The organism is Streptomyces sp. NPDC057616, assembly GCF_042800575.1.
GTDB lineage: Bacteria > Actinomycetota > Actinomycetes > Streptomycetales > Streptomycetaceae > Streptomyces.
Window position 1 is genome coordinate 125740 of sequence record NZ_JBHVGU010000001.1, and the last position, 25149, is coordinate 150888.

Annotated in this window: 23 protein-coding genes; 15 read left to right on the forward strand and 8 right to left on the reverse strand. The window is 71.0% G+C overall.

What is annotated here, in order from left to right; genetic code table 11:
- Positions 1–30: 30 nt before the first annotated feature.
- The 6 genes from ACFU97_RS00570 (at position 31) to ACFU97_RS00595 (ending at position 5628) form a co-directional block, all read left to right on the forward strand.
- Positions 31–483: a GPW/gp25 family protein gene (locus ACFU97_RS00570; RefSeq protein WP_384248882.1), complete on the forward strand. Its 453-nt coding sequence runs from the start codon at positions 31–33 to the stop codon at positions 481–483.
- Entirely contained in the window at positions 483–2456 is a 1974-nt protein-coding gene (locus ACFU97_RS00575; RefSeq protein ID WP_384248885.1) for a putative baseplate assembly protein, read from the forward strand. Before ACFU97_RS00570 ends, ACFU97_RS00575 begins: the two co-directional genes overlap by 1 nt.
- Positions 2453–3016, forward strand: coding sequence for a phage tail protein (locus ACFU97_RS00580; protein WP_384248887.1), 564 nt, complete (start codon positions 2453–2455; stop codon positions 3014–3016). The genes ACFU97_RS00575 and ACFU97_RS00580 overlap by 4 nt, the downstream gene beginning before the upstream one ends.
- Positions 3013–4443, forward strand: coding sequence for an NADase-type glycan-binding domain-containing protein (locus tag ACFU97_RS00585; RefSeq protein WP_384248889.1), 1431 nt, complete (start codon positions 3013–3015; stop codon positions 4441–4443). The genes ACFU97_RS00580 and ACFU97_RS00585 overlap by 4 nt, the downstream gene beginning before the upstream one ends.
- Before the next feature lie 163 nt (positions 4444–4606).
- Positions 4607–5086: a hypothetical protein gene (locus tag ACFU97_RS00590; protein ID WP_384248892.1), complete on the forward strand. Its 480-nt coding sequence runs from the start codon at positions 4607–4609 to the stop codon at positions 5084–5086.
- A 113-nt stretch (positions 5087–5199) separates the two neighbouring features.
- On the forward strand, positions 5200–5628 hold the full coding sequence (locus ACFU97_RS00595; protein ID WP_384248894.1) for a hypothetical protein: 429 nt from the start codon (positions 5200–5202) through the stop codon (positions 5626–5628).
- Between the two features lie 349 nt (positions 5629–5977).
- On the opposite strand, the gene ACFU97_RS00600 is transcribed toward ACFU97_RS00595, so the two are convergent.
- From ACFU97_RS00600 to ACFU97_RS00615, 4 genes are all read right to left on the reverse strand, one after another.
- Entirely contained in the window at positions 5978–6472 is a 495-nt protein-coding gene (locus ACFU97_RS00600) for a hypothetical protein (RefSeq protein ID WP_384248896.1), read from the reverse strand.
- A gap of 65 nt (positions 6473–6537) precedes the next feature.
- A complete protein-coding gene (locus ACFU97_RS00605; protein WP_384248899.1) occupies positions 6538–8121 on the reverse strand; it encodes a tannase/feruloyl esterase family alpha/beta hydrolase in 1584 nt (527 codons plus the stop codon).
- Between the two features lie 40 nt (positions 8122–8161).
- Complete coding sequence (locus tag ACFU97_RS00610; protein WP_384248901.1) at positions 8162–8872, reverse strand: cytochrome b/b6 domain-containing protein; 711 nt, start codon at positions 8870–8872, stop codon at positions 8162–8164.
- A complete protein-coding gene (locus ACFU97_RS00615; protein ID WP_384248904.1) occupies positions 8820–9542 on the reverse strand; it encodes a molybdopterin-dependent oxidoreductase in 723 nt (240 codons plus the stop codon). The genes ACFU97_RS00610 and ACFU97_RS00615 overlap by 53 nt, the downstream gene beginning before the upstream one ends.
- Before the next feature lie 409 nt (positions 9543–9951).
- Here ACFU97_RS00615 and abc-f point away from each other — a divergent pair, with 409 nt between their 5' ends.
- From abc-f to ACFU97_RS00630, 3 genes are all read left to right on the forward strand, one after another.
- Complete coding sequence (gene abc-f, locus ACFU97_RS00620) at positions 9952–11589, forward strand: ribosomal protection-like ABC-F family protein (protein ID WP_384248906.1); 1638 nt, start codon at positions 9952–9954, stop codon at positions 11587–11589.
- Between the two features lie 114 nt (positions 11590–11703).
- Complete coding sequence (locus ACFU97_RS00625) at positions 11704–13380, forward strand: ABC-F family ATP-binding cassette domain-containing protein (RefSeq protein ID WP_384248908.1); 1677 nt, start codon at positions 11704–11706, stop codon at positions 13378–13380.
- Between the two features lie 97 nt (positions 13381–13477).
- The gene (locus tag ACFU97_RS00630) at positions 13478–14041 is read left to right on the forward strand and encodes a CGNR zinc finger domain-containing protein (RefSeq protein WP_384248911.1); all 564 of its coding nucleotides are present in this window, start codon (positions 13478–13480) and stop codon (positions 14039–14041) included.
- 370 nt (positions 14042–14411) lie between these two features.
- Here ACFU97_RS00630 and ACFU97_RS00635 read toward each other — a convergent pair whose 3' ends face one another.
- A complete protein-coding gene (locus ACFU97_RS00635; protein ID WP_384248914.1) occupies positions 14412–14852 on the reverse strand; it encodes an organic hydroperoxide resistance protein in 441 nt (146 codons plus the stop codon).
- A gap of 174 nt (positions 14853–15026) precedes the next feature.
- On the reverse strand, positions 15027–16469 hold the full coding sequence (locus ACFU97_RS00640; RefSeq protein WP_384248917.1) for an aldehyde dehydrogenase: 1443 nt from the start codon (positions 16467–16469) through the stop codon (positions 15027–15029).
- A gap of 197 nt (positions 16470–16666) precedes the next feature.
- Between ACFU97_RS00640 and ACFU97_RS00645 the strand changes: the two genes are divergently transcribed.
- The 3 genes from ACFU97_RS00645 to ACFU97_RS00655 all read left to right on the forward strand — a co-directional run bounded on the left by ACFU97_RS00645 (position 16667) and on the right by ACFU97_RS00655 (position 19329).
- Positions 16667–17203 (forward strand): TetR/AcrR family transcriptional regulator, encoded by a 537-nt coding sequence (locus ACFU97_RS00645; protein ID WP_384249471.1) that lies wholly within the window; start codon positions 16667–16669, stop codon positions 17201–17203.
- A gap of 75 nt (positions 17204–17278) precedes the next feature.
- A complete protein-coding gene (locus tag ACFU97_RS00650) occupies positions 17279–18385 on the forward strand; it encodes an alpha/beta fold hydrolase (protein ID WP_384248920.1) in 1107 nt (368 codons plus the stop codon).
- A gap of 86 nt (positions 18386–18471) precedes the next feature.
- The gene (locus ACFU97_RS00655; RefSeq protein WP_384248923.1) at positions 18472–19329 is read left to right on the forward strand and encodes an alpha/beta fold hydrolase; all 858 of its coding nucleotides are present in this window, start codon (positions 18472–18474) and stop codon (positions 19327–19329) included.
- Positions 19330–19422: 93 nt separating this feature from the next.
- Here ACFU97_RS00655 and ACFU97_RS00660 read toward each other — a convergent pair whose 3' ends face one another.
- The gene (locus ACFU97_RS00660) at positions 19423–21027 is read right to left on the reverse strand and encodes an MDR family MFS transporter (protein ID WP_384248926.1); all 1605 of its coding nucleotides are present in this window, start codon (positions 21025–21027) and stop codon (positions 19423–19425) included.
- 264 nt (positions 21028–21291) lie between these two features.
- On the opposite strand from ACFU97_RS00660, the gene ACFU97_RS00665 reads away from it, so the two are divergent.
- On the forward strand, positions 21292–21780 hold the full coding sequence (locus tag ACFU97_RS00665) for a TetR/AcrR family transcriptional regulator (protein ID WP_384249474.1): 489 nt from the start codon (positions 21292–21294) through the stop codon (positions 21778–21780).
- 68 nt (positions 21781–21848) lie between these two features.
- Here the strand turns inward: ACFU97_RS00665 and ACFU97_RS00670 are convergent, their stop codons facing one another.
- Complete coding sequence (locus tag ACFU97_RS00670) at positions 21849–22550, reverse strand: Clp protease N-terminal domain-containing protein (RefSeq protein WP_384248928.1); 702 nt, start codon at positions 22548–22550, stop codon at positions 21849–21851.
- A gap of 134 nt (positions 22551–22684) precedes the next feature.
- Between ACFU97_RS00670 and ACFU97_RS00675 the strand changes: the two genes are divergently transcribed.
- Positions 22685–23530: a maleylpyruvate isomerase family mycothiol-dependent enzyme gene (locus tag ACFU97_RS00675; RefSeq protein ID WP_384248931.1), complete on the forward strand. Its 846-nt coding sequence runs from the start codon at positions 22685–22687 to the stop codon at positions 23528–23530.
- A gap of 231 nt (positions 23531–23761) precedes the next feature.
- Positions 23762–25102: an L-lysine 6-transaminase gene (gene lat, locus ACFU97_RS00680; protein ID WP_384248933.1), complete on the forward strand. Its 1341-nt coding sequence runs from the start codon at positions 23762–23764 to the stop codon at positions 25100–25102.
- The last annotated feature ends 47 nt before the right edge of the window (positions 25103–25149 follow it).

Here is a 25149-nt window from a genome sequence, read left to right on the forward strand (position 1 = left end):
CCGTGTCCGTGGTGGGCAGGTGGGTTGCTGATGGCCGAGCAGTTCGTCGGGTCCGGCTGGTCGTTCCCGCTGCGCATCGGGCCGACCGGCGGGATCGCGCTGGTCAGCGGGGAGCGGGAGATCGAGGAGGCGATCCGGTTGGTCCTGTCGACCTCGCCGGGCGAGCGGCCGATGCGTCCCGACTTCGGCTGCGCGATCCACGACCTCGTCTTCGCGCCGGTCAACGAGCAGACCGCGGGCCGCATCCAGCACGAGGTGCTGGTCAGCCTGGATCGCTGGGAGCCGCGCATCGAGGTCGAGGAGGTCGAGGTGACGGCCGGCGGCGACCAGAGCGTGCTGTTCATCGACGTCCGCTACTCGATCCGCGGCACCAACAACCCGCGCAGCCTCGTCTTCCCGTTCTACGTCATTCCGTCCCACGACGAGCCGGACAGCCCCGGTGCGGCCGGCACCGCCGGTTCGGCTCCTGAAAGCGACCGCTGATGGCCCTGCCCTCCCCCAACCTCGACGACCGCCGTTTCCAGCAGTTCGTGGACGACGCCAAGCGCTACATCCAGCAGCGCGCCCCGGAGTGGACCGACCACAACGTCTCCGACCCCGGCGTCACCCTGGTCGAGACGGTGGCCCACATGGCGGACCAGATCGTCTACCGGCTCAACCGGGTGCCGGAGAAGAACCATCTGGCCTTCCTGGACCTGGTCGGCATCACGCTCTTCCCGCCGTCGGCGGCCCGTACGGACGTGACGTTCTGGCTCTCGGCGCCCCAGGAGGAGGCGATCGCCGTGCCGGTGGGCACGGAGGTGGCCACCATGCGCACCGAGAGCGAGGAGGCGGTCGTCTTCGCCACCGAGCGCGAACTGAGCGTCGTACCGTGCGAGCTGGGTCATCTGCTGGTGCAGCACAAGGGTGAGCCGGCGGCCGACCGGACCCCCGACCTCGCCGAGGGCGAGAAGGACGTCCTGTGCTTCTCGGAGTCCCCCGACCCCGGCGACTGCATGCTGCTCGGGCTGACCAACGCGGTGCCGCACTGCGCGGTCGCGCTGGACCTGGACAGCCGGGTCGACGGCGTCGGCGTGGACCCGCGCCAGCCCCCGCTGGTGTGGGAGGCGTGGACCGCGGACGGCTGGCAGACCTGCGAGGTCGAGCGGGACGGCACCGGCGGCCTCAACCGGCCGGGCGAGGTGATCCTGCACATCCCCGGCGGCCACGTGCTGTCCCGCAACGCCGGCCAGGAGGCGGGCTGGATCCGCTGCCGGGTCACCGACCCCCTGCCCCACCAGCCCTTCTACACCACCTCGCCGACCATCCGCGCCGCCGAGGCCTTCACCATGGGCGGCACCACCCCCGCGGTGCACGCCGAAGCGGTCCACGACGAGGCGCTCGGCGAGTCGACGGGCCTGCCCGGACAGCGGCTCCGCCTCGCGCACGCGCCCGTGGTCGGCGACGACCCGCCGGTGCTGCTGCAGACCGCCGAGCACGACGGCTGGGAGGACTGGGAGGTGGTGCCGCACTTCGCCGCCTCGGGCCCCCTCGACCGCCACATCACGGTCGACGCCACCTCCGGCGAGATCGCCTTCGGCCCGGCGGTCCGGGAGGCGGACGGCACCCTGCGCCAGTACGGCATGGTCGCCCCGAAGGGCTCCGTGATCCGCGCCCGCCGCTACCGCACGGGCGGTGGCCGGGCCGGCAACGTGGCGCGCGGCGCCGTCCAGATCCTGCGCACCTCCATCCCGTACGTCTCCGAGGTCGTCAACCGCGAGGCCGCGCGCGGCGGCGTGGACGGCGAGACGGTCGAGGAGGCCAAGGTCCGCGCCCCGATCACCCTGCGCGCCCAGGAGCGTGCGGTGACCCTGCGGGACTACGAGGAGCTGGCGCGCCGCGCCGCGCCCGAGACCGCCCGCATCACCTGCCTGGAGGGCGAGGAGAGCGAGCACGGAGCCTACGCGGTACGGGTGTTGGTGGTCCCGCAGGCGGTGCCGGACCCGGGCGGACGGCTGCGCTTCGAGCAACTGGTGCCGGGTGACGCGCTGTTGGAACGCATCACCCGCCACCTGGACGAAAGGCGGCTGATCGGCACACGGTTGGCGGTGGGGCCACCGTTCTACCAGGGTGTGACGGTCGTGGCGACGGTGCACGCGTTCCGCGGGGTGGACACGGACAAGGTGCGGCGCGACGCGCACGACGCCCTGTACCGCCACCTCGACCCGCTGACGGGTGGCGCGAACGGCAAGGGCTGGCCGTTCGGCCGTCCGGTCCAGTCGGGCGAGGTCTTCGCGGTGCTGCAGCGCGTACCGGGCGTGGAGCTGGTCGACGAGGTGGTCCTGCACCCGGCCGACCCGCTGACCGGCAAGCGCGGTGAGGCCACGGACCGGATCGACCTGTCGCCGCCGTCGCTGGTGTTCTCGTTCGACCACCGCGTCCGGGTCATCGGAGACGGTGAGGGGGCCCGCGGATGAGGGGTTCCATCGACGGCCTCGAATCGTCCGCGCCGATCGGCCTGATGCTGCCGGCGGTGTTCGCGGACGACGACCTGGCCCAGCGCTTCGTGGCCGGCCTGGACGAGGTGGTCGCGCCGATCCACAACGTCCTCGACTGCCTGGACACGTACTTCCGCCCGTCCCTGACCCCGGTCGACTTCGCCCACTGGCTGGGCAGTTGGGTGGGCGCGGAGACGGACGGCAGCGAACCGGAGCCGCTGCTGCGGGCCGCGGTCGCGGCAGCGGCGTACCTGCATCGCATCCGGGGCACCAGGCGTGGCCTGTCGGAGGCGGTGCGTCTGGCCTTCGGCGTCGAACCGGAGATCACGGAGAGCGGCGCGGCGGACTGGAGCGCCCGCCCGCTGGGCCCGGTCCCCGGCGCCCGCCGCCCCCGACTCCACGTCCGCCTCCGGCTGCCCAGCCCGACCCCGGCGGACCACCACCGCCTGGACACCCTCGTGGCAGCCGCCCGCCCCGCCCACATGCCCTACACGGTCGAGTTGACCGCCGCCCCCGCCGAAAGGACATCGTCCTCATGACGACCACCCACAACTGCGCCGACTGCGGCACCCGCGCGGAACCGGGCCAGTCGTTCTGCGACGCCTGCGGGGCGGTGCTGAGCTGGACGGACCGGGCGGCGGCCGCGGCCTCCGGCGGCTCGGCGTCGGCTTCGACGTCGGGTTCGTCTTCGACCCCGGCTTCGGCTTCGGCTTCCGGCGGGACGGCCCGGAGTGATGCGGAGGGGGCGGCGGCGCTGACGGCCACGACGGCTGCGCCCGCCCCGTCCACGGCGTCCGCACCAGGACCGAGCGGCGCCCGTACGGCATCGGCGGCGCCCGCCTCCACGCCGACGCCGCGCGCCGAGGCGGCACCGCCGAGCGCACCCGCGCGGCCCCAGACCCCGCCGACGGATGACACGGCTCCCACGGAGCCGGTCCCCGCCGTGGCGACGACGACTCCGCTGCCGACCGCGTCTCCGACCCCTGCTCCGGCACCCGCCCCCGCCCAGCCCGTGGGCCCGGACGCGGGCACCACACCCCCGCCGCCGTCCTCCACCCCCGACGGCATGACGGACCGTGCCCGTCAGCTGCTCGTACCGGTGGCCGATCCGGAGCCGCGCCCGGCGGCGGAGCCGTCCGTGGCGCCGGTGCTGCCCGGCCGCCCGGCGCCCCAGCGCCCGCAGACGGTCCGGGCCCCCGGCGAGGAGCTGGGAGCCAACGGCGGCATCCCGTGCCCCTGGTGCTCCACCCGCAACCGCCCCGACCGCCACTTCTGCACGCGGTGCGCGATGCCGATGGCGGGCGAGGCGCAGACGCCGGGCCGACTGCCTTGGTGGCGACGGCTGTTCGGCGCCGGTAGCCGTGAGACGCCGTGGGCCGGCGACCGTCCGCGCCTGCGCCGCACGTTCGATCGCGTACTGACCTGGCTGGGCGCGGCGATCGTCCTGACGCTCCTGATCGTGCTCGGCTTCAACATCCCCAAGGGCGTCCAGGCGACGAAGGACCACTTCTCCAAGCGGGCCGCGGTCGAGCCGGACACCTGGAGCGCGTCACGCTCCTACCCGGGCCACAAGCCGGACCTGGCGGGCGACAAGCTCAACAACACCTGGTGGGGCCCGGGCGTCTCGGAGACGGGCGAGGGTCAGTGGCTGCAGGCCAAGTTCGACGTACCGACGCGCCTGCTGGACCTGATCATCACCCCGGGCGTCTCCACGCGCCCCGACCAGATCTCGCAGTCGGCCCGCCCGCACCGCCTCGAGGCCCTCATCACCCTCTCCAACGGCAAGACCACCAAGCGCCAGGTCACCCTCGACCCGGGCGCCGGCGGCCAGCGCATCCCCTTCCGCGTCGGCACGGTCAGCTCGGTCCGCTTCACCATCGAGTCGGCCAGCGGCACGTCGGCGAAGAAGCAGGTGGCCATCGCGGAGATCGAGTTCTTCGGCCCGTCGAGCGCGAACTCGTCCTGAGGTCTTCGACTACGGCAGATGCCGTGGTGTCCGTGATGTGCTGATCGGCCCCGAGCGTGGAGCAACTACGCGCTCGGGGCCGCCCCCTCGACAGGCGCCGGATGTGCGCGCCCGCGGCCAGAGTCACTGGTGCCGGTGCACCCCTTGGGACAAGCTGCGGCACATGGACTGGATGCCATTGCTCTCGACGCTGGCTGGTGCCGTCATCGGCATCGCGGCCACTCTGCTCGCCGATCGCAACCGGTGGCGGCGGGAGGAGAGCAGACACGCCCTGGAAGTACGGCGCGAGGCCTACACGGCCTTCGTCTCCGCCCTCAAGGACGCCGGTGAGGAGATGCGTGCCGTCGCCCTGGGCGATCATCTGTCGGAGGCGGCGCGCGGTGCGGCCGTGAGGGAAGCCGTCCGCGGCAACGGCCTCCATACCGCCAGTGAACGCCTCTGGCTCGTGGGCCCGCCACAGGTCGTGGCGGCGGGGAACGAGGCGTTCCATTGCCTGCGCGCAATACGAGACGCCTACGCCCGAGGAGCGGCGGTCGGCTCCGCCGAGGAAGCGCAGCTGATAACGAGGCGGCGAGCCGCCATGGCTCAGATGCGTTCCGCCATGCGTGAGGACCTCGGCATCGGCCCCCTTGGTATCGAGTGATCGGAATCCGCCCACCCCCAACCTCTCCCGAATAACCGTCTTGACAGGTGACGTAACTCCTTGAGAATCTTGCGTCACCAGTCAGAGCGGTTACGTTTCGGTGAGGACACCCCATGACAGTCGTACGGTTCGAACTCGTCTCCCGGCTCAGCCAGAAGGACGTGCTGGAGGTCCTGACCGACTTCAGCCCCGCGCGCGCCGCGGCCTGGCCCACGATCGACGCCGAGCACTTCGAGGTCCACGAGCTGGGTGCCACGTGGGCCGAGGTCACCGAGGGGACCGCCGCGGCGTGGGAGCGGGCGCGCTACGAGTGGGACCCGAACGGTGACACGGTCACCGTCACCACCCTCGACTCCAAGCTCTTCGGGGCGGGCGGCGGCTGGGTCTTCCGCATGACGCCGGAGGGCGACGGCACGAAGGTCGAGGTCGAACTGACGCGGCAGCCGAGCACCCTCAAGGGCAAGATGCTCGCCTCCCTGCTCCCCCTCGCCGCACCGTCCTCCCTGCGCAAGTCCTTCGCGGGCCCGCTGCGGGCGAAGTGACACGTGCGCGGGCTCCGATCCGCGGGGCCGTCATCGGTTGGGCAGTGGACACACCATGAGGGGCCGACAGCGAAAGCTGCCGGCCCCTTCGGCATGCTCCACGCGCGCGAGCCAGTCATGTCACGGGCGGCCAACGCGGGCCGGTCGCCCAGGCTGATCTCGTCATCGATCCAGGCGATGAAGGGCAGTCTGGGCAGTCCCAGGACCGGTGCGACGAAGGTGTTCGGGGCGCACCAGCCCAACCCCCTCCCCGTTCCGCATCGCACGGTACTGGCCGATGACCGGAGCACCGGCAAACCCGAAGCGGCCCACCGGAGAAAGCCGGCGGGCCGCCACGAATGAAGTGGGCCTAGCCACGGGGGGTGACGTTTTCGGTCCACCCCACCGACAGCGCCCAGGATCCGCTGGTCTTGCTCGTCACCGATACGGCGACGTCCTCGTGGCCCCGGCTGAGACCCACCTCGTCGTACTGCCCGGGGTCACCTGGTGCGCAGACGGCGGTGTAGCTCACCAGCGAACCGACATTGACGTCGACCGTCCCGGAGCCCGAACAGACCACCGCCACTTCCAGCGTGCCTCGCCGAATATGGGAAATGGGCGAGAACGAGTGCGATCCGGTCTGCCCGCCGGCTGCGACGAACGTTCGCTGCGCGTCCAGCAGTTCGGGTGCATGCTGAGGTTCGGCGGCGGCGCGAGATGCAGCGGCGGAGGGATGTCCCGACGAGGTCGTCTCGACAGGCGTCCTGCCCACGGAGGCGTGACCGCCATCGGACCTCGCGCTGGTGCAGCCGGTCAACACGAGGAGGGTGAGGGTTACCGGAATGCCCCAGCCCATTCGTCCCATGCGGTCCCCCAGTTTCTCGTGACGACAGAGCGGCTGGTCAGGCCGCTGATCCACGATCCTATGGATCAATCAGCGTGCTGTGCGCAGAACTTGGCCGGGTAGCTGCACAGATTGCGGGTGACCTGTTCGCCCTCCGCGTTGATCAGAGTGGCGGGCAGGGTCGCAGGCGCCTTGCCGTGTTCGACCCACGCGGTCAGGGCGGCGAGGTCGTCCGTCGTGCCGTGGCCCTGGTTCAGGCCGCAGTGGGGTGTGCCCGGGGCGAGGAAGAGGCGGTAGAAGTCGTCGACCCGGTGGGCGCCGCCCAGCTTGCGCTCGACCTGCTGCCGGTACCGCACCGTGCCCTGCGTGGGGATGTACTGGTCTGCCTGGCCGTGCCAAGTCAGCAGCTTGCCGCCGGAGTTGCGGAAGGCGGACAGGTCGGGGTCGTCGGTGCCGATGACCTTGTCGTACGCCGCCTCGGACTGCTGGAACAGACGGGTGAACTTGCCGTAGGTGATCTTCGAGAGGTCGAGGGACGGGTCCTTCGCCACCCACTGGGTGACCCAGGCGGCCGGCACCGGGAACGGCGCTCCCGCCACCTTCCCGTCGGCGTCCGGCGGAGTGATGCCCGCCAGGGCCGACAGGTCGGCTCCGACCGGGACCCCGGACCACAGCCGCTTGCCGGACGCGGCGCGCGGGCCGTCCCAGATCTTGCGTACGACGGCGGCGTCGGACGCCGTGATGGTCAACTCCACACCCTTGCAGTCCACTTGCGTGCCGATCAGCCGCCGCGGGTCGAAGTCGCATCGCTGCGGGTCGTCGACCAGGCCGTCCTGGACGCCGTCGAGGGAGTCGCATGCCTTGACGGCGGCGCCGGTGAAGGCGGCGAACTCGCAGTCGGTCGGGTACGTCTTCTCGTTGTTCATGACCACCTGCGGCCACAGGGTGGCCACTTCGAACTCGTCCCAGTTGATCGCAGGCGCGTTGGCGAGGATGCCGTCGTAGTCGTCGGGGTGGCGCTGGGCCTCCATGTAGCCCTGGCGTCCGCCGGTGGAGCAGCCGTTGAAGTAGGCGTAGGAGGCGGGCTTGCCGTAGAAGCCGTCGATGACCTCCTTGGCGACGACGGCGGCCTCGTGCTCGGAGCGGCTCGCGAAGTTCTTCAGCAGGGTCGTGTCGACCTGGTTCTTGCCGTCCAGGGCCCAGTTGGTGTCGATGTACGTGCTGACGCCCGCGTCGGTGGTCGCGGCGGCGTACCCGTTCTTGACCGCGGCGGCGAGGCCCGCCCCGTAGTCGCCGGCGGCGTAGGCCTGGCCGCCGATCGTCTGCAGGCGGCCGTTCCAGGTGTTCAGGGGGAGCCAGACGCGCACCTTGGCGTGGTCGCCCTGGCCGGGGTGGGTCAGTGTCACCGTCAGGTCGCAGAACGCCGGTACGTCGGGGATGTGCTGCTCGGGCAGCGGAGTGACCGGGGGCACGTCCACCGTGCCTGCCGCATGGGCGACCGCGGTCACGCCCTCGACCTTCGTGCCGGCGGGGGCTTTCACCGAGACCGAACGGCATGGCTGCGTCGAGGAGTCGGCGCTCCGCGGCGCCGCCGAGGCGGTCGGGAGGTAGACGGCCGCGGCGAGCGGCACCGCGGCCGCGGCCGCGAGGACAGGCAGGAGTCGTCTCATTGCTTTCCATCCGGGAAGTGGGTGAGGAATGGCGGGTGGTTCAGGCGCCCGGGCGGCTGCCGTCCGCTGCGCGGGCGGCGCCGCTCGGGGGCCCTTCGCGGAGCCAGCGCGAGTGATGGCGTTCCGCCCAGGCCCGGCTGACGTGGCCGGTACGCATGCCGAGGCGCGCTTCCGGGTCGGCGAACGCCCTGCGCATGTGGCCGAGAATGACGAACGTGATGGCCCAGGCCAGGAGGTCGTGGATGAAGATCGCGCTGGTGCGGGAGATGAAGGGCAGCAGGCCCGTGAACCACATCAGCAGGCCGGTGAACGCCATCACCAGCACGGCGCCGGCGAGCCAGCCCGCGTAGAGCTTCTGGCCCGCGTTGAACTTGCCGGCCGGGCGGGCCTCGGGCGCGGTGCGGCGCCTGCGGACCGCGCGCAGCCACTGGCGGTCGTAGACGGCGAAGCGGTTCAGCCGGCGCAGGTCGGCGCGGAACTCGGCGGAAAGGAGCCCGAGCAGGAAGGGCAGCGGAAGCGTGATGCCCGTCCATTCGTGGAGCGTGACCAACAGGTGCCGGCGTCCGACGAGTTGGGCCAGTGGTCCGAGGTAGAGGCAGGCGGCGGAGGCCAGGCAGACGAGCATCAGGTAGCCGGTGACCCGGTGGACCATACGCTCGGCGGTGCTGAAACGGCGTACCCGGCCGTCGAGTTGGGATTCAGGCCGCGGCGTCGTGCCGGTCGGCGCCGTCGAGCCAGCCGTCGACCGCATATCCGCGCTCCTCCCAGTAGCCGGGGACGACCGTGTCGGTGACCGAGATGCCGGACAGCCACTTGGCCGACTTGTAGAAGTACATGGGTGCCACGTAGAGGCGGACGGGGCCGCCGTGGGCGTGGGTGATGGGCTTGTCCTGCATGTTCAGGGCCACGAGGACGTCGGAGCGGCGCGCCTGCTCCAGGGTGAGGCTCTCGGTGTAGGCGCCGTCGAAGCAGGTGAAGCGGACGGCCGCCCCCGGTGCGCGCACTCCGGCGGCGTCGAGGAGGTCCGCCAGCCTGACCCCCTCGAACGGCGTCTTGTTCACACGCCAGCCGTCCGTGCAGAGCACGTCGTGGACGATCCGGGTCTGCGGCAGCGCGCGCAGGTCGTCGAGCGTGTAGGTCTTCGGCCGGTCCACCAGTCCGCCGACCCTGAGCTCGTAGTTCGTCGCGTCCTTGTGCGGCACCGAGCCGACGACGCTGTAGTACCGGAAGCCGCCCGGATTGGGTAGCAAACCGGTCAGGCCGGTGACGTCGAACTGCGAGGCGGCCCCGAGGAATCCCTCCCAGCCGCGCTGGAGATACGGCGCGGTGGCGAGCCCCGCGGCACCCACACCGAGCATGCCCAGCACCGCACGGCGCCCCACGGGCGCACCTTCGACTCTCTGCCTGGGCTTTTTCGCCATGACGGACGCTCCCCCCTTCTTATACGGACGGATGCGGCAAACGCCACCGCCGCCGTCACCGTTCACCATCACTGCCGCCACCGCTGCGCCGTCGGGATCGACGTCACCGGCTTAACTGGTGACGACATTGACATGCCTTCCTTCGAGCTGTCAACCGGGGCGGGGGCTGGGTTACGCTGTCGGCGGCGTTGATCGTGTATCGACGTCGACCACGTATCGAGCCGAGGACGAGGAGTCACAGACGTGGCGGGTGACGACGACATCTCGGGGTGAGACCCGGGTCTGACGGCCACCGGCCGGCGCTTCAGTGCGCCGCCGCCGAGGTGGTCCGTTTCGTCGTACCCCTTTTCCCACGTCTGCCCGGGGCAGAGGTCTGCGCTCTGCCCTCAACCCGTTCGAGGTCATCTCCATGTCCGACGCCGCGTCCGTCGTCTGCTCGAGCCTGTCTTTCGCCTGGCCCGACGACACCCCGGTCTTCCACGACCTGTCCTTCGCCCTGCTCGCCGGCCGCACCGGCCTGGTCGCCCCCAACGGCTCCGGCAAGAGCACCCTGCTCAAGCTGATCGCCGGTGAACTCCAGCCCACCACCGGCTCGTTGACCGTGAGTGGCACCCTGGGACACCTCCCCCAGAGCCTTCCCCTGACCAGCGATCTCACGGTCGCCGAGGTGCTCGGCGTCGCCGAGGTGATCCGCGCCCTGGACGCCGTCGAGTCGGGGGATGTCGGCGAGGAGCACTTCACGACCATCGGGGACGACTGGGACATCGAGGAGCGCACCCGCGCCCAGCTCGACCGTCTGGGCCTGGCCGATCTCACCCTGGACCGCGGCCTGAGCACCCTCAGCGGCGGACAGGTCGTATCGCTGGGCCTGGCCGCCCAGTTGCTACGTCGCCCCGACGTCCTCCTGCTCGACGAGCCCACCAACAACCTCGACCTCCAGGCCCGCCACAAGCTCTACGACGTCCTGTCGGACTTCACCGGCTGCCTGCTCCTGGTCAGCCACGACCGCGCCCTGCTCGACCGCATGGACCGCATCGCCGAGCTGAACAGTGACGAACTCCGTTTCTACGGCGGCAACTTCACCACCTACGAAGAGGCCGTGCGTGCCGAGCAGGAGGTCGCGGAGAAGAACGTCCGCAACGCCGAGCAGGAACTCAAGCGCGAGAGGCGGGAGATGCAGCAGGCCCGCGAGCGCGCCGAGCGCCGTGCGAGCAACGCCGCCCGCAACCTCAAGAACGCCGGTCTGCCGCGCATCTTCGCCGGCAACATGAAGCGCGGCGCGCAGGAATCGGCCGGCCGGACCGGCCAGACGCACGCGGCCCGGGTCGGCGAGGCGAAGGCGCGTCTCGACGAGGCCGGGCGGGCCTTGCGCGACGAGCAGCGCATCACGCTGGACCTGCCGGACACCCAGGTCCCCGCCGGGCGCACGCTCTTCCTCGGGCAGAACATGCAGGTCCGCCTCGCGCAGACGGACGTGTTCGCCCCGGGTGGTGTCGAGTTGAGCATCCGGGGGCCTGAGCGCATCGCACTGACCGGTCCCAACGGCGCCGGCAAGAGCACCTTGTTGCGGCTGATCACCGGTGAACTGGCCGCGGACAGTGGGGAGATCCGGCGCAACGACGGTCGCATCGCCTACCTCTCGCAGCGCCTGGACCTGCTGGATCTGGACCGCACGGTGGCGGAGAACTTCGCCTCGTTCGCTCCCGAGCGGCCCGAGGCGGAGCGGATGAACCTGCTGGCCCGTTTCCTCTTCCGGGGTGCGCGGGCCCATCTGCCGGTCCGGGTGCTCTCCGGCGGCGAGCGGCTGCGCGCCACCCTGGCCTGCGTGCTGTGCGCCGAACCGGCTCCCCATCTGCTGCTGCTCGACGAACCGACGAACAACCTCGACCTGGTCAGCGCGGGCCAGTTGGAGAGCGCGCTCAACTCCTACCGGGGCGCGTTCATGGTGGTCAGCCACGACGAGCGGTTCCTCGCGGAGATCGGGGTGAGCCGGTGGGTGCGGTTGGCGGAGGGTGAGTTGGAGGAGACGGGAGCGCCGGTGGTGTAAGTCGCCGGCGCGCGGAGTGGCCCGCGTCCGAGGCTCCGTGCCCGGCGGGCCCGCCACCGATCACCGATCACCGATCACCGATCACTGATCACCGACCACGTTGGACGGTTTCCCGTGACCCAGCCCTCCCTGCCCGAACCGGCCCTCCCCCAGCCCGCCCTCCTCGCCCACGACCTCGTCCGCAACCTGGGCGGCCGCCGTATCCTCGACGGCATCTCCCTCACCGCCTCCCCGGGCCACCGCATCGGCCTGATCGGGGAGAACGGCGTCGGCAAGTCCACCCTGCTGCGCGTGCTGGCAGGCGTGGACGACCCCGACGCCGGAAGCATCACCCGCCCGCCCGACCTCGGCTTCCTCCACCAGGAGATGCCGTACGACACCGACGCGACCATCGCCGCCGTACTGGACGAGGCACTGCGTGAGGCCCGGGAGGACCTCGCGGAGCTGGACCGCCTCGGCGAGGAACTCTCGCGTGTCCCGGCGGACGACCCCGGCCAGCAGGCTCTTCTCGACGCCTACGGCAGGCGCCTGGAGCAGGCCCAGGACCGCGAGTCCTGGGACGCCGACCGTCGCGCGGCCCTGGTCCTGGACGGCCTCGGGCTCGGCGCGTTCGGGCACGACCGCACGCTCGGTTCGCTCTCCGGCGGTCAGCGCGGCCGGCTGGCCCTGGCCGCGCTGCTCCTACGGCGCCCGTCGGCGCTGCTGCTCGACGAGCCGACCAACCACCTCGACGACGGCGCCGCCGCATTCGTGGAGGAGCAGCTGCGCGCCCTGCCCGGAACGGTGGTGGTCGCCGGCCACGACCGGGCGTTCCTGGACGCCGTGTGCACCGATCTGATCGACCTCGACCCCGCGGTGGACGGCCCGGTCCGGTACGGCGGCAACTACAGCGCCTACCTGACGCAGAAGCGCGCCGAGCGGGAGCGCTGGGAGCGGCGGTACGCCGAGGAGCAGGAGGAACTGGCGGCGCTGCGGCAGTCCGCGGGCGTCACGGCGCACCGGGTCGCGCCGAACCGGGGCCGTAGCGACAACGAGAAGATGGGCTACGGCCACCGGGGCGGACGCGTGCAGCAGCAGATCTCCCGGCGGGTCCGCAACGCCACCCGGCGCCTGGAGGAGCTCGAGCGCGTCCAGGTCGCCGAGCCGCCGCGCCCGCTGCGGTTCGCGGCGACCGGAGAGCCGGCCGCCCACAGCACGGGAGAGACGGCCGACCACGGCGACGAGCATGCGCAGCCGCTGGTGTCGCTGCGGGACGTGCGAGTGCCGGGGCGGCTCGCGTTGGACGACCTGAAGGTGTCGGCGGCGGACCGGCTGCTGGTCACCGGCGGCAACGGGACAGGAAAGTCGACACTGCTCGCGGTCCTCGCCGGGGTTCTGCCGGCCGAGGGCGAGGTGCGGCGGCACCGCGGCCTGACGGTGGGGCTGCTGGCCCAGGACACGGTGTTCGAGCGGGGCGAGCGTACGGTCCGGGACACGTACGAGCTGGCGCTGGGCCCGGCCCGGGCGGAGAAGGTGCCGCTCGGCTCGCTCGGCCTGTTGCACGAGGCCGACCTGGACAAACCGGTGGGACACCTGTCCGTGGGCCAGCGCCGACGACTGGCGCTGGCCCTGCTCGTGGCCCGCCCGGCTCACCTCCTGCTGCTCGACGAGCCGACCAACCACCTCTCCCCGCGCCTGTGCGACGAACTGGAGGAGGCGCTGGGCTCCGGCCCGGGCGCGATCGTGGTCGCGAGCCATGACCGCTGGCTGCGGAGGAGGTGGCAAGGTCGCGAGATCAGGCTGGTGGCGTAGCGCGAGAACACGGCATCGCCCCAGGCCAAGACGTGAGTACCGCTTGAAGCGGTGACGAGTCTTGCATTGCCCGCCAGTCACCCCTCAAGATGGTGATGTGAACCTTGACCATGTCTTCGTATGCGGAAACCCGGCCCTCGACTTCGCGGCCACCCTCCGCGCCCGGCGCTCGACCCGGTTCGAGATGTTCGCGACGCCGGAGCGGCTCAACGCCTGGTACCTGGAGTCCGGCCTGGTGGACACGATCACGCCCGCCGGGGAGGACGACGTCCGGGAGGCGACGACGGTCCGCGAGGCCATCTACCACCTCGTCACCGACCGCCGCCTCGGCGAGGAGTTCAACCGCGAGGCGCTGGCCGTGCTCAACGCCGCCGCGCGCAAGACGCCCGCGACACCGCAGCTGACGCTCGGCGGCCGGCACACCGAGGCGACCCCCGAGCAGGCCCTGGCCACGGTCGCCCGCCAGGCCGTCGAACTGCTCAGCGGCCCGGACGTGCCCCTGCTGAAGGAGTGCGGCAACCCCGAGTGCACCCGGGTCTACATCGACCGTTCCCGGGGCATGCGGCGCCAGTGGTGCGGCATGGAGTCCTGCGGCAACAAGATCAAGGCGGCGGCGTACCGCGCACGCAAGAAGACGGCACCCGCGGCAGCGTCACGCTGAACGCCGACCTCGGGCGCCGTCGTGTGGGGGCACGCACCCGACCCTGACAGCACGCTCGAAATTCTGATGGTCCCGGCGCGGCGGGGAAGGCCTCGCCGCCACGCCGGGACCGGCTTTCAGCGGCCGGGGCCGCGGCCAGGTCGCAGGAAGCTCGAAGCAGCGGGTCCGCCGCCGAACGCGGCCGCGCCCTCCGCCCAGTTCCACACCTCTGCGCCTGCAGGCCAGTCCCGCCCGTCGGCCCTCGCCGCGCCCCGGGACGGCCGCCCGCCGGAGACCCGCTCAAGACCCGGGCGACGACGCGCACCGGCCCGCACGCGCGCGTACGTGATGGCGACCATGACCTGCCCTCCCCCACCCCTCCTTCTTCGGCTCAGACGGCGGCGATGCTCGCGACGCTCACGTTGATGGTGACCGGGATGTTGCCGCGCGTGGCCTTGGAGTACGGGCAGATCTGATGGGCGGCCTGCGCCAGCTCCTCGGCGGTCGCCTGGTCGACACCGCCCAGTACGGGGTTGAGGACCGCGGAGAGGGTGAACTCGTCGTCGTCGCCGTGGGTGAGCGTGATCTCGGCCGTGATGTCGGTGCTGGTGAGCCGGATCCTGCGGACGGTGGCGGCGCGGCGGAGGGCGCCGAGGAAACAGGCGGCCCAGCCGGCGGCGAAGAGCTGCTCGGGGTTGGTGGCGGTGCCTGCGCCGCCGAGTTCCTTGGGGAGGGCGAGGCCGGTCTCCAGCAGACCGTCGGCGGAACGGACGTGCCCGCCGTTCCGGCCCTCCCCCTCGACGTCGACAACGGCGGTGTAGCTGACTGCCATGACTGGCCTCCCGGCTGATCGGACGTGACGTGGAAAGTCTTCACACGCCTGTGCACCATGACGCTTCATGCGTCACCTGTTCAGGCGGTGACGTCATCATGGCAGCAAATTTCGTCACCGGTCAAGCCAGTGACGCCACTCGGCCGGCCGGCCGGGTGGACGGTTCGCCCGCCGTCAGACGGTGATCGTCTTGTACTCGGTGTAGGTCCCGAGCCCGACCGCCCCGTACTCGCGCCCGATGCCGCTCGCCTTGAAGCCGCCGAACGGGCCGTCGAAGGCGACGGACGCGCCGTTGACGGTGATGGTGCCGGTGCGGACGCGGCGGGCGACGGCCAGCGCGTGCGCCTCGTCGGAGGACCAGACGCCGCCGGAGAGGCCGTACTCGGAGTCGTTGGCGATACGTACGGCGTCGTCCTCGTCGTCGTAGGCGATGACCACCAGGACCGGCCCGAAGACCTCCTCCTGGGCGATCCGCATGGAGTTGTCGACGTCGGCGAAGACGGTGGGCGTGACGTAGTTGCCGCCCTCCAGGCCCTCCGGGATCTGCGGGCCGCCGGTGACCAGGCGCGCACCCTCATCGATGCCGAGCCGGATGTAACCGCGCACCCGCTCCTGCTGGTCGGGGCGGATCATCGGACCGATGAAGGTGTCGGGGTCGTTCGGGTCGCCGACCTTCAGCGACTCCACCAGGTCCTTCAGTCCGGCCACGACCTCCTCGTAGCGGCTGCGCGGGGCCAGGATCCGGGTCTGGGCGATGCAGGACTCGCCGTTGTTGAGCAGGGAGCCGAACCTCACGCCCGCGACGGCCTTCTCGATGTCCGCGTCGGGGAGGATGATCGCGGCGGACTTGCCGCCCAACTCCAGGCTCACCCGCTTGAGTTGCTCACCCGCGATCGCGGCGATACGGCGGCCGGCGCGCGTCGAGCCGGTGAAGGCGATCTTGTCGACCTCCCGGTGCGACACCAGGTACTCACTGGTCTCCCGGTCCGCGGGCAGAACGCTGATCACGCCCTCGGGCAGCCCCACCCGCTCCAGCAGCTCGGCCAGGAAGCCCATGCTCAGCGAGTTCTCCGGAGACACCTTCAGAACCACGGAGTTGCCGGCGAGCAGGGCAGGGATGATCTTCGAAGTGGCCGAGGAGAAGGGCGAGTTCCACGGGATCACCGCGGCCACGACACCGACCGCCTCGCGGCGCACGACGCTGCGCACCGGGGACGCGGGGTCGGAGGGCACGAGGGTCTCCTCCCAGCCGAACTCCTCCGCCGCCTTGAGGTAGGCGTTCGCCTGCCGTGTGAGGCCGGACTGTCCGGCGCGGGTGAACCAGCCGGCCGAGCCGTTCTCCAGCGAGATCAGGTGTGCGATCTTCTCCGCGTTCTCCTCGCGGAGCGCATTGAACTGCCGTAGCAGCGCGATTCGTTGGGCCGGTGGAGTCTGCCGCCACTCGCCCGCTTCGAAGGACGCCCGCGCCGCGGCGAGTGCCCGGTCGACGTCCGCGGGCTGCGCCTGCGCGGCACGGCCGACCACGGTCCGGTCGTGCGGTGAGGCGATGTCGAGCAGCTCGGGGTTGCTCGGCTTGACCCAGGAGCCTGCGATGAAGAGCCGGTCGTAGGTGATCACGTGCGTTCTCCTCCGGTGCTTCGGGTGGGGTCTACCCACACCGTCAATCAACTGTCACATTAATGTAGCACTTCTATTGGGCTAGCTGCACACCACAGAGCTGCCAACCATCTGTTCCTCTACGCGGGAGGTACCTTTACGGAGTGAGAGCCGACGCAGCGCGCAATCTGGAAGCCGTCCTGACCACCGGAGCCCGCATGCTCGCCGCCGACCCCGGCGCCAGCATCGCGAGCATCGCCGCCGAGGCGGGCGTCGACCGGCGTACGGTCTACCGCCGCTTCCGCTCCCGCGAGGAGCTCCTGGACGGCATCTACGAGTCCCGTCTGGCGGCCGTCGAGCACGCCATCGAGGACGCACGGCTGCGCGAGGCACCCGTCGCCGTGGCCCTGCACCGCTACGTCGAGAACATCATCACGGTGAACCGCACCTGGCCGGTCGACCTGACCCGCATGCTCGCCGACGACGACGTCCGCGCCCGCCGCGACGCCTCCGTCCACGAGGTCGACGTCTTCCTCCAACGCGCCACCGACGACGGCCTGTTGCGGCCCGACCTCCCCGAGGGATGGGCCGGCGTACTGCTGGCACAACTGGTGAGGCTCGCATCGCACCAGCAGGCACACCTGAGCCCCGGACGGGCGGCCGACATGGCGGTCGACATGTATCTGCAGGGCATCGGCGCCCGCACCCTCTCCCCCACGGGCGACACGCGCCACCGCCATGCGTCACCTCTTTGACAGGTGACGCACGCTGTGCGAAGGTCATCGAGCCAGGGCTCCGGGTCACCGGAATCGCATGACGGAAGGCTTCTCATGATCAACAGGCGCACCTTCAGCAAGGCCGTCGGTCTGGGCACCGGCGCGGCCGCGGTCTCGCTGTCCGGCCTGCAGTCCGGCGCATCCGCCGCGCCCGCCGGGGGTTCGGCGTCCACCGGGAATTCCGCACGCGCCGGCGGGCAGGGACAGGGCAGCACCTCCGGAATCACCGTGCCGACCATCACTCCTGGCACCCACACCGAGTTCCGCACGATCAAGCAGGTCAAGGCGGGTCTGCTGGACATCGGTTACGCCGAGGCCGGCCCCGCCCACGGCCCGGTCGTCCTCCTCCTGCACGGCTGGCCGTACGACATCCACAGCTATGTCGACGTCGCCCCGCTCCTCGCCGACCTGGGCTACCGCGTCATCGTCCCGTACCTGCGCGGCCACGGCAGCACCCGCTTCCTGTCCCGCCACACCCCCCGTACCGCCGAACAGTCCGCCGTCGCGCTGGACATCATCGCCCTGATGGACGCCCTCAAGATCGAGAAGTCCGTCCTCGCCGGGTTCGACTGGGGCTCACGCACCGCCGACATCATCGCCGCGCTGTGGCCGGATCGGGTCAAGTCCCTTGTCTCCACGAGCGGTTACGTCATCACCAAGGTCAGCGCGCAGCTCGAACCGGCCCTCCCGGCCGTGGAGCACAACTGGTGGTACCAGTGGTACTTCGCCACGGACCGCGGCAAGAAGGCCATGGAGAACGAGGATCAGCGCATCGCGCTGTGCCGCTACGTATGGACGCTCGTCTCCCCCAACTGGAACTTCGACGACGCCACCTTCGCGCGCACCGCCGAGGCCTTCAAGAACCCCGACTACGCCGCCATCGTCCTCTTCAACTACCGCTGGCGCATCGGCCTGATCGAAGGCGAACGCCGCTACGACCGCTACGAGAAGCTGCTCGCGGCCCAGCCTCCCATCGCCGTCCCCACGATCACCCTCGACCCGGCCCTGGACCCCTTCACCCCGCCCGGCGACGGCTCCACCTACCGCGACCACTTCACCGGCGCCTATGAGCACCGCACCATCGCGAACATCGGCCACAACCTTCCGCAGGAAGCGCCAACCACCTTCGCCCAGGCGGTGGTTGACGCCGACCACCTGTAAGGACCGTGACGCCGGTCGGATCGGTGAGCCCGGCGCGACCGCCCGTACACGGACATGGACAGAACGCTGGAGAGGGGTTTGTCGTGATGAGCATCAAGGGTGGCCGCAAGCGGCTGGTGACGGGCGCCGTCCCGGCGGTCACGGCGGGGCTGGCGCTCGGGGCGTTCGCCCTCAGCGGCACCGCCGACGGCGCGACGAAGATCGCCGAGGCTGCGGACACCGCCGCCCGTACCAAGCCCACGATCATCCTGGAGCACGGCGCCTTCGCCGACGCCTCCAGCTGGAACGGCGTCATCGACGACCTGCGCGCCGACGGCTACCCGGTCGTCGCCGCCGCCAACCCGCTGCGCGGCCCGGCCTCCGACGCCGCCGCCCTGCGCACGGTCCTCGACCACGTCAAGGGCCCCAAGATCCTCGTGGGCCACTCCTACGGCGGCAGCGTCATCAGCCAGGCGGCCACCGACGACACCGAGGTCAAGGCCCTGGTCTACGTCGCGGCCTTCCTGCCCGCGCCTGGCGAGAGCGCGCTGGAGCTGACCAGCAAGTACCCGGGCTCCACGCTCCCCGACGTGCTCGACCCGGTGACGTACCGGCAGCCGGACGGCTCCACCGCCACCGACCTGTACATCCAACAGGCCAAGTTCCACCACCAGTTCGCCGCGGACGTGCCCGCGGGGCAGGCCGCCCTGATGGCCGCCGAGCAGCGCCCCATCGCCCAGTCCGCCCTGGAGGAGAAGGCCACCACCGCGGCCTGGAAGACCAAGCCCAGCTGGGACGTCGTCACCACCCAGGACCTCAACATCCCGCCCGCCGTCCAGCACTTCATGGCCGAGCGCGCCCACGCCCACACCACCGAGGTCGCCGCCTCCCACTCGGTCGCCGTCTCGCACCCCCACCTGGTGGCCGGCGTGATCGAGCGGGCCGCGCACGCGACGGTGCGCTGACCGCGGGCCGCCGTAGAACCGCATGCCGAACGCCGCGACCGGCCGGCACCCGAATGGGGATGCATGCCGGTCGCGGCGTTCGGGTCCGGTGCATCACGCGGCCGGAACAACGTCATCGGCACTCACCGACGCCGTAGAACCGGCCTCGGCCTCGGCCTTGCCCTGGCCGTTGGCCTGGCCGCCGTCCTTGCCGTTGCCGCTGTCCTTGCCCTCCCCCTCCGTCCGGCGGGCCGGCTTCCGGAGGAACAGCGCGAGAAGGGTGCCGACGGCGAGGGTCGGGGCAATCCACAGATAACCCATGGCCGTGGCGTGGGCGAAGGCGTCCAGAGCGGTGTCGCGCAGGGCGCCGGGCAGCCGCCCGACGGTGTCGGGACGAGCGGCGTCGAAGCCGCCGCCGGTCGGCAGACCGCGGGTGCGGTCGGCGAATCCCGCGTTGAGGAGGGTGCCGAAGACGGCGACACCGAAGGCCGCGCCGATCGAACGGGCGAAGGTGACCACGGCGCTCGCGGCGCCGAGATCGGCGGCGGGCACGCTGTTCTGGACGGTGGTCAGCACGACCATGGGCACCATGCCGATACCGACGCCGGTGATCAGGAAGTAGACGCTGAGCACGAGGCCGTTGGTGGCCGCGCCGATGGTGCCCAGCAGGAGCAGCCCGGCGAGGTTGGCGAGCAGGCCCGCGAGGAGGATCACCCGCAGGCGTTCGACGTGGGCGGCCCAGCGTCCGGCCAGGGACTGGCTGACGACCAGACCGGCGACCAGGGGCAGCATGTGGACGCCCGACAGCGTGGCCGAGATCCCGTGGACGATCTGGAGATACGTCGGCAGGTACACCAGCACGGCGAACATCGCGGCGTTGGCGAAGAACCCGATCAGCGAGGAGAAGACGACGGTCCGCGAGGCGAACATGGCCGGCGGCAGCACCGGGGCGGCGGCGCGCCGCTCGACCGGCACCAGCACCACGGCCAAGGCCACCGTGGCGACGACGAGCCCGACGATTGCCGGCGAGCCCCAGCCCCAGCGCTCGCCGAAGGACGTGATCAGGACCAGTCCGGTGGCGATGGAGGCCAGGATCAGCGACCCGAGGCAGTCGATCCGGGCCTTCGCGCCCCTGGTGGCCGCGGGCAGCGCGCGAGCGGCGATGGCCAGGGCGACGATGCCGACCGGCAGGTTGATCAGGAACGCCCACCGCCAGGACAACTGGTCGGTGAAGATACCGCCCAGCAGGGGGCCGACGATGCTGGCGACGCCGTAGACCGAGCCGAACATGCCCTGATAGCGGCCGCGTTCGCTCGGCGCGACGATGTCGCCGACGAGGGCGAAGGTCAGCACGATCATGCCGCCGCCCCCCACGCCCTGCAGTACGCGGGCCCCGATCAGCTCGGGCAGGTTCCGCGCCAGGCCGCAGGCCACCGAGGCGGCCAGGAAGACCGAGGTCGAGGCGAGATACAGCCGCTTACGGCCGAACATGTCGCCGAGCTTGCCCCACAGCGGGGTCACCGCGGTCGAGGCGAGCAGGTACGCGGCGCTGACCCACGCGATGTCGTCGAACCCGTTCAGGTCCTGCGCTATCCGCGGCAGCGCGGTCGAGACGATCGTCTGATCCAGGGCCGCGAGCAGCACCGCCAGGACCAGCGCACTCATCGCAGCGGCGACACCGCCCTTCCTGGGTGAGGAGGACTTGCGTTGCTTCGACATAGGAACGTGCCTTTCTGGACGCGATACATGCGAGCGATGGACGACGCACCACACATGGCCGTCGCGCCGGCGACCACGGAGCGACAACCCCACAGCCCTGGCACTAAGGCCTTTATCTGTCACTTAACTGTAGCACTTATTACCCATGGCTCTACTCCCCAGAGACGCTAGATGTCTCAGACTTCACATTCGGCCACTAGAATCAGTGCGGTGAGAGCCGACGCAGCGCGCAACCTGGAAGCCGTCCTGACCACCGGAGCCCGCATGCTCGCCGCCGACCCCGGCGCCAGCATCGCGAGCATCGCCGCCGAGGCTGGCGTCGACCGGCGTACCGTCTACCGCCGCTTCGCCTCCCGCGAAGACCTGCTGGCGGCCATCTACGAATCCCGCCTCACGGCCATCGAGCACGCCATCGAGGACGCACGGCTGCGCGAGGCACCCGTCGCCGTGGCCCTGCACCGCTACGTCGAGAACATCATCACGGTGAACCGCACCTGGCCGGTCGACCTGACCCGCATGCTCGCCGACGACGACGTCCGCGCCCGCCGCGACGCCTCCGTCCACGAGGTCGACGTCTTCCTCCGACGCGCCACCGACGAGGGCCTGCTCCGCCCCAACCTCCCCGAAGGCTGGGCCGCCGCCCTCATGCCCCAACTCATGCACCTGGTCAACCGCCAGCTCCCCGAACTGACCGCGGGCCAGGCGGCGGACGTGGTGGTCGACACGCTGCTGAAGGGGCTGGGGGCGTCCTGACGGGCGGACAGCCCGGCCCATTCGAATGACGACTGCTCGAATGACGACTGGTGGTGTCGTCCGCCTGTCTACTCCCCGCGCGCGGCGAGCCGCTTGGTGATTTCGGCCTCGACCGTCTCCCGCAGCTCCTCCGACGTGAAGCCGAGGTTGCGCAGGATCTGGGCGGCGAGGCCCTGTTCGGTGCGGATCAGGCCCAGGAGGGTGTGTTCCGTGCCGACCCAGTCGTGGCCGAGGTCGGCCGCGGCACGCTGTGCCTGCTCGATCGCTTCCTTGCTCTCGGGCCGGAAGGCGATGTGCCCCCGCAGAGCCTTCTTCCCCGCCGGCGCCAGCGCTTGCTCGATCGCCTCGCGGATACGTTGCTCAGACCCGGTCTTCGCCACCAGCACCTCGTACGCCAGGCCCCGCGGTTCGCCGAGCAGGCCGAGCAGCATGTGTTCGGTGCCGATGAAGTCGTGCTTGTGCGTCCGCGCCGCCTCCTGCGCCAGCACGATGCTGTGCCGGTTCAGGTTGGTGAACCGCTCGAACGCAGCGGGCGCGTGGCGCTGCTGGGCGGCCTGCTTGGACACCCCGATGGCGTCGCCGATCTCGGTCCACGACGCGCCGTCCCGCTTGGCCTTGCTGACGTAGTGGTCGATGAGCTGGTCACCGAGGTCGGACAGGGTCTGGGCGCGGAGTCGCGCCTCGCTGATACGGGCCAGTTGGTCGGCCTCAGGGAGTTCCTCGTCGAGCCGTGCGATCAGGTCGGCGAGGCTGATGTCGAGTGGACTCATGCGTCAATCTTAAGTTGACGATTCTCTATCGTCAACTTGTAATTGACGATCGTTCCCGGCGCGCGTGGGCGCGCGGGGGCACCGGCCGCGGGTATTCGATGGCGGCCGCGGTTCCTGCCTGCCAGGCTTCCGCCATGAGTTCCGAGTCCAACGGCGCGGCCGACATCCCCTGGCTGGGCGACCCCGTCGACGCCCGTGCGATGTTCGGTCCGGAGCTCAGGTCTTTGCTCAGTACCCTGCGTGGTCTGGCACCCGCCGACTGGAGCAGGCCGGCGGCCGGGCACTGGACGGTCCACGACGTCGCCACCCATCTCCTGGGTGACTACTACGGCCGCCTCGGCCACGACCACCGGAACGGCCTCGCCGACGGCGAGACGCTCGAGGCGTTCATCCACCGCACGAATCAGGAATGGGTCGAGCTGCACGCCGACGACAGCCCTGCTTCACTCATCGACGCTCTGGCGGAGGCCGGCACCCGGCTCGCCCGACGATTCGCCACGGCCGACCTTGCCGCGGCCGCCGCTCTGGGCGTGTCGTGGGCAGGCGTCGACCCCGCGCCGGCGTGGCTGGACATCGCCCGGGAATTCACCGAGCACTGGACCCACCGGCAGCAGATCCGCCACGCCGCCGGCCGTGACACCGACCCGGACCCGCGCGCCCTGGCCATGGTCCTCGACACCTTCATGCGGGCCCTGCCCCACACGCTCCGCCACACGTCCGCGCCCGCCGGGACGCAGGTCCAAGTGGTCGCCGAGGGCTCCGGCGGTGGCAGCTGGACGGCGACCGCCACGGCGGAGGGATGGTCGCTGGCCGAAGCGTCGAGCGGCCGGCCGGCCGCGGCCGTACTGCTGGACACGGAGACCGTCTGGCGGCTGGCCACGCGGGGCATCGATCCCGCGGACGCCCTGGCCCGCGCCCACGTGCACGGAGATCGGCGACTCGCCGAGGCCGCGTGCCAGATGGTGTCGATCATCTACTGACGGCGCCCGTGTCGCCCCCCTCCCGCCGGCTTCCCCAGGTCCGCAGCCGGGTCCCCGCCAAGCCCGCCGGCAGCTCCGCCGCCAAGCGGTCAGCACCCCCGCCCGACACACCCACACCCACCACTGCACGAAACCTTGCGGCCCCTCCCGTCCCATATCTAAAATATTTTCGCTGATTCTCGCGTTCAACGAAGTTTCTTCGGTAGACGGCTCACGAGAGTAGGTGCCTCCATGACGGTTGCCGCTGTGTCGACGGTCCTCCCGGACGAGGTGCACGAGAGACTCGGTCGGCATGTGCTGACCGACGGTTTCAAGCTGGTGCTCGACCCGCTCGCCAGTCGGGGCTCGTGGATCGTGGACGCGCGCACCGGTGAGAAGTTCCTCGACCTGTACTCCTTCTTCGCGTCCGCGCCGCTCGGGCTCAACGCCCCCGGCATCGTGGACGACCCCGAGTTCATGACGCTGCTCGCGCAGGTGGCGGCGAACAAGCCCGCCAACCCCGACGTCTACACCACGCACTACGCGGAGTTCGTCGAGACGTTCGCCCGCGTGCTGGGCGACCCGGACCTGCCGAGGATGTTCTTCGTGGAGGGCGGCGCGCTCGCCGTCGAGAACGCGCTGAAGACGGCGTTCGACTGGAAGAGCCGCCGCAACGAGGCCGCCGGCCGCTCCCCCGATCTCGGCACCAAGGTGCTCCACCTCCGCAAGGCGTTCCACGGCCGTAGCGGCTACACGCTCTCGCTGACGAACACCGAGCCCAACAAGACGGCCCGCTTCCCCACGTTCGACTGGCCGCGCATCGACGTACCCGCCGTCCGCTTCCCCCTCGAACGCCACCTCGCCGAGGTCGAGGAGGCCGAGCGCGCCGCCCTCGCGCAGGCGCGCCAGGCGTTCGAGGACAACCCGCACGACATCGCCTGCTTCATCGCCGAGCCGATCCAGGGCGAGGGCGGCGACAACCACATGCGCCCCGAGTTCCTGCAGGCGATGCAGGCGCTCTGCCACGAGTACGACGCGCTGTTCGTGCTCGACGAGGTGCAGACCGGGGTCGGGATGACCGGCACCACCTGGGCCTACCAGCAGCTCGGTCTCGAGCCGGACATCGTCGCCTTCGCCAAGAAGGTCCAGCTCGGCGGCATCATGGCCGGCCGCCGGGTCGACCTGGTGCCCGACAACGTCCTCCAGGTCTCCGGGCGGATCAACTCCACCTGGGGCGGCGGCCTGGTCGACATGGTGCGCGCCCGCCGTATCCTGGAGATCATCGAGAGAGACGATCTGGTGGCCAACGCCGCCGACGTGGGAGCGTGGTTCCTGACCGAACTACGTGATCTCGAAGCCCGGCACACACCGGTCGCGGCCAATGCACGCGGACGCGGACTGATGTGCGCCATCGATCTGCCGGACGGCGGCGTCCGCGACGACGTGGTGCGCCGCCTGCGAACCGAGGAGCAGGTGATCGCCTTGCCGTGCGGCGAGCGTACGGTGCGCTTCCGCCCCGCCCTGTCCGTCACCCGGGACGAGCTCGGCTTCGCCCTGCGCGCCCTCGACCGGGTCCTCACCGGTCTGCGCTGACCGCCCCGACACCTCGCAAGAACACCGCCCCGCCGACAAGGAGCACA

Coding starts and splice junctions, on each gene's coding strand:
- ACFU97_RS00615 (WP_384248904.1), bottom strand. CDS start 9,542: ATGGCGAAAAAGCCCAGGCAGAGAGTCGAAGGTGCGCCCGTGGGGCGC.
- ACFU97_RS00580 (WP_384248887.1), top strand. CDS start 2,453: ATGAGGGGTTCCATCGACGGCCTCGAATCGTCCGCGCCGATCGGCCTG.
- ACFU97_RS00660 (WP_384248926.1), bottom strand. CDS start 21,027: ATGTCGAAGCAACGCAAGTCCTCCTCACCCAGGAAGGGCGGTGTCGCC.
- ACFU97_RS00575 (WP_384248885.1), top strand. CDS start 483: ATGGCCCTGCCCTCCCCCAACCTCGACGACCGCCGTTTCCAGCAGTTC.
- ACFU97_RS00655 (WP_384248923.1), top strand. CDS start 18,472: ATGAGCATCAAGGGTGGCCGCAAGCGGCTGGTGACGGGCGCCGTCCCG.
- ACFU97_RS00645 (WP_384249471.1), top strand. CDS start 16,667: ATGCTCGCCGCCGACCCCGGCGCCAGCATCGCGAGCATCGCCGCCGAG.
- ACFU97_RS00670 (WP_384248928.1), bottom strand. CDS start 22,550: ATGAGTCCACTCGACATCAGCCTCGCCGACCTGATCGCACGGCTCGAC.
- ACFU97_RS00590 (WP_384248892.1), top strand. CDS start 4,607: ATGGACTGGATGCCATTGCTCTCGACGCTGGCTGGTGCCGTCATCGGC.
- ACFU97_RS00605 (WP_384248899.1), bottom strand. CDS start 8,121: ATGAGACGACTCCTGCCTGTCCTCGCGGCCGCGGCCGCGGTGCCGCTC.
- lat (WP_384248933.1), top strand. CDS start 23,762: ATGACGGTTGCCGCTGTGTCGACGGTCCTCCCGGACGAGGTGCACGAG.
- ACFU97_RS00665 (WP_384249474.1), top strand. CDS start 21,292: ATGCTCGCCGCCGACCCCGGCGCCAGCATCGCGAGCATCGCCGCCGAG.
- abc-f (WP_384248906.1), top strand. CDS start 9,952: ATGTCCGACGCCGCGTCCGTCGTCTGCTCGAGCCTGTCTTTCGCCTGG.
- ACFU97_RS00600 (WP_384248896.1), bottom strand. CDS start 6,472: ATGGGACGAATGGGCTGGGGCATTCCGGTAACCCTCACCCTCCTCGTG.
- ACFU97_RS00570 (WP_384248882.1), top strand. CDS start 31: ATGGCCGAGCAGTTCGTCGGGTCCGGCTGGTCGTTCCCGCTGCGCATC.
- ACFU97_RS00585 (WP_384248889.1), top strand. CDS start 3,013: ATGACGACCACCCACAACTGCGCCGACTGCGGCACCCGCGCGGAACCG.
- ACFU97_RS00635 (WP_384248914.1), bottom strand. CDS start 14,852: ATGGCAGTCAGCTACACCGCCGTTGTCGACGTCGAGGGGGAGGGCCGG.
- ACFU97_RS00595 (WP_384248894.1), top strand. CDS start 5,200: ATGACAGTCGTACGGTTCGAACTCGTCTCCCGGCTCAGCCAGAAGGAC.
- ACFU97_RS00650 (WP_384248920.1), top strand. CDS start 17,279: ATGATCAACAGGCGCACCTTCAGCAAGGCCGTCGGTCTGGGCACCGGC.
- ACFU97_RS00610 (WP_384248901.1), bottom strand. CDS start 8,872: ATGCGGTCGACGGCTGGCTCGACGGCGCCGACCGGCACGACGCCGCGG.
- ACFU97_RS00675 (WP_384248931.1), top strand. CDS start 22,685: ATGAGTTCCGAGTCCAACGGCGCGGCCGACATCCCCTGGCTGGGCGAC.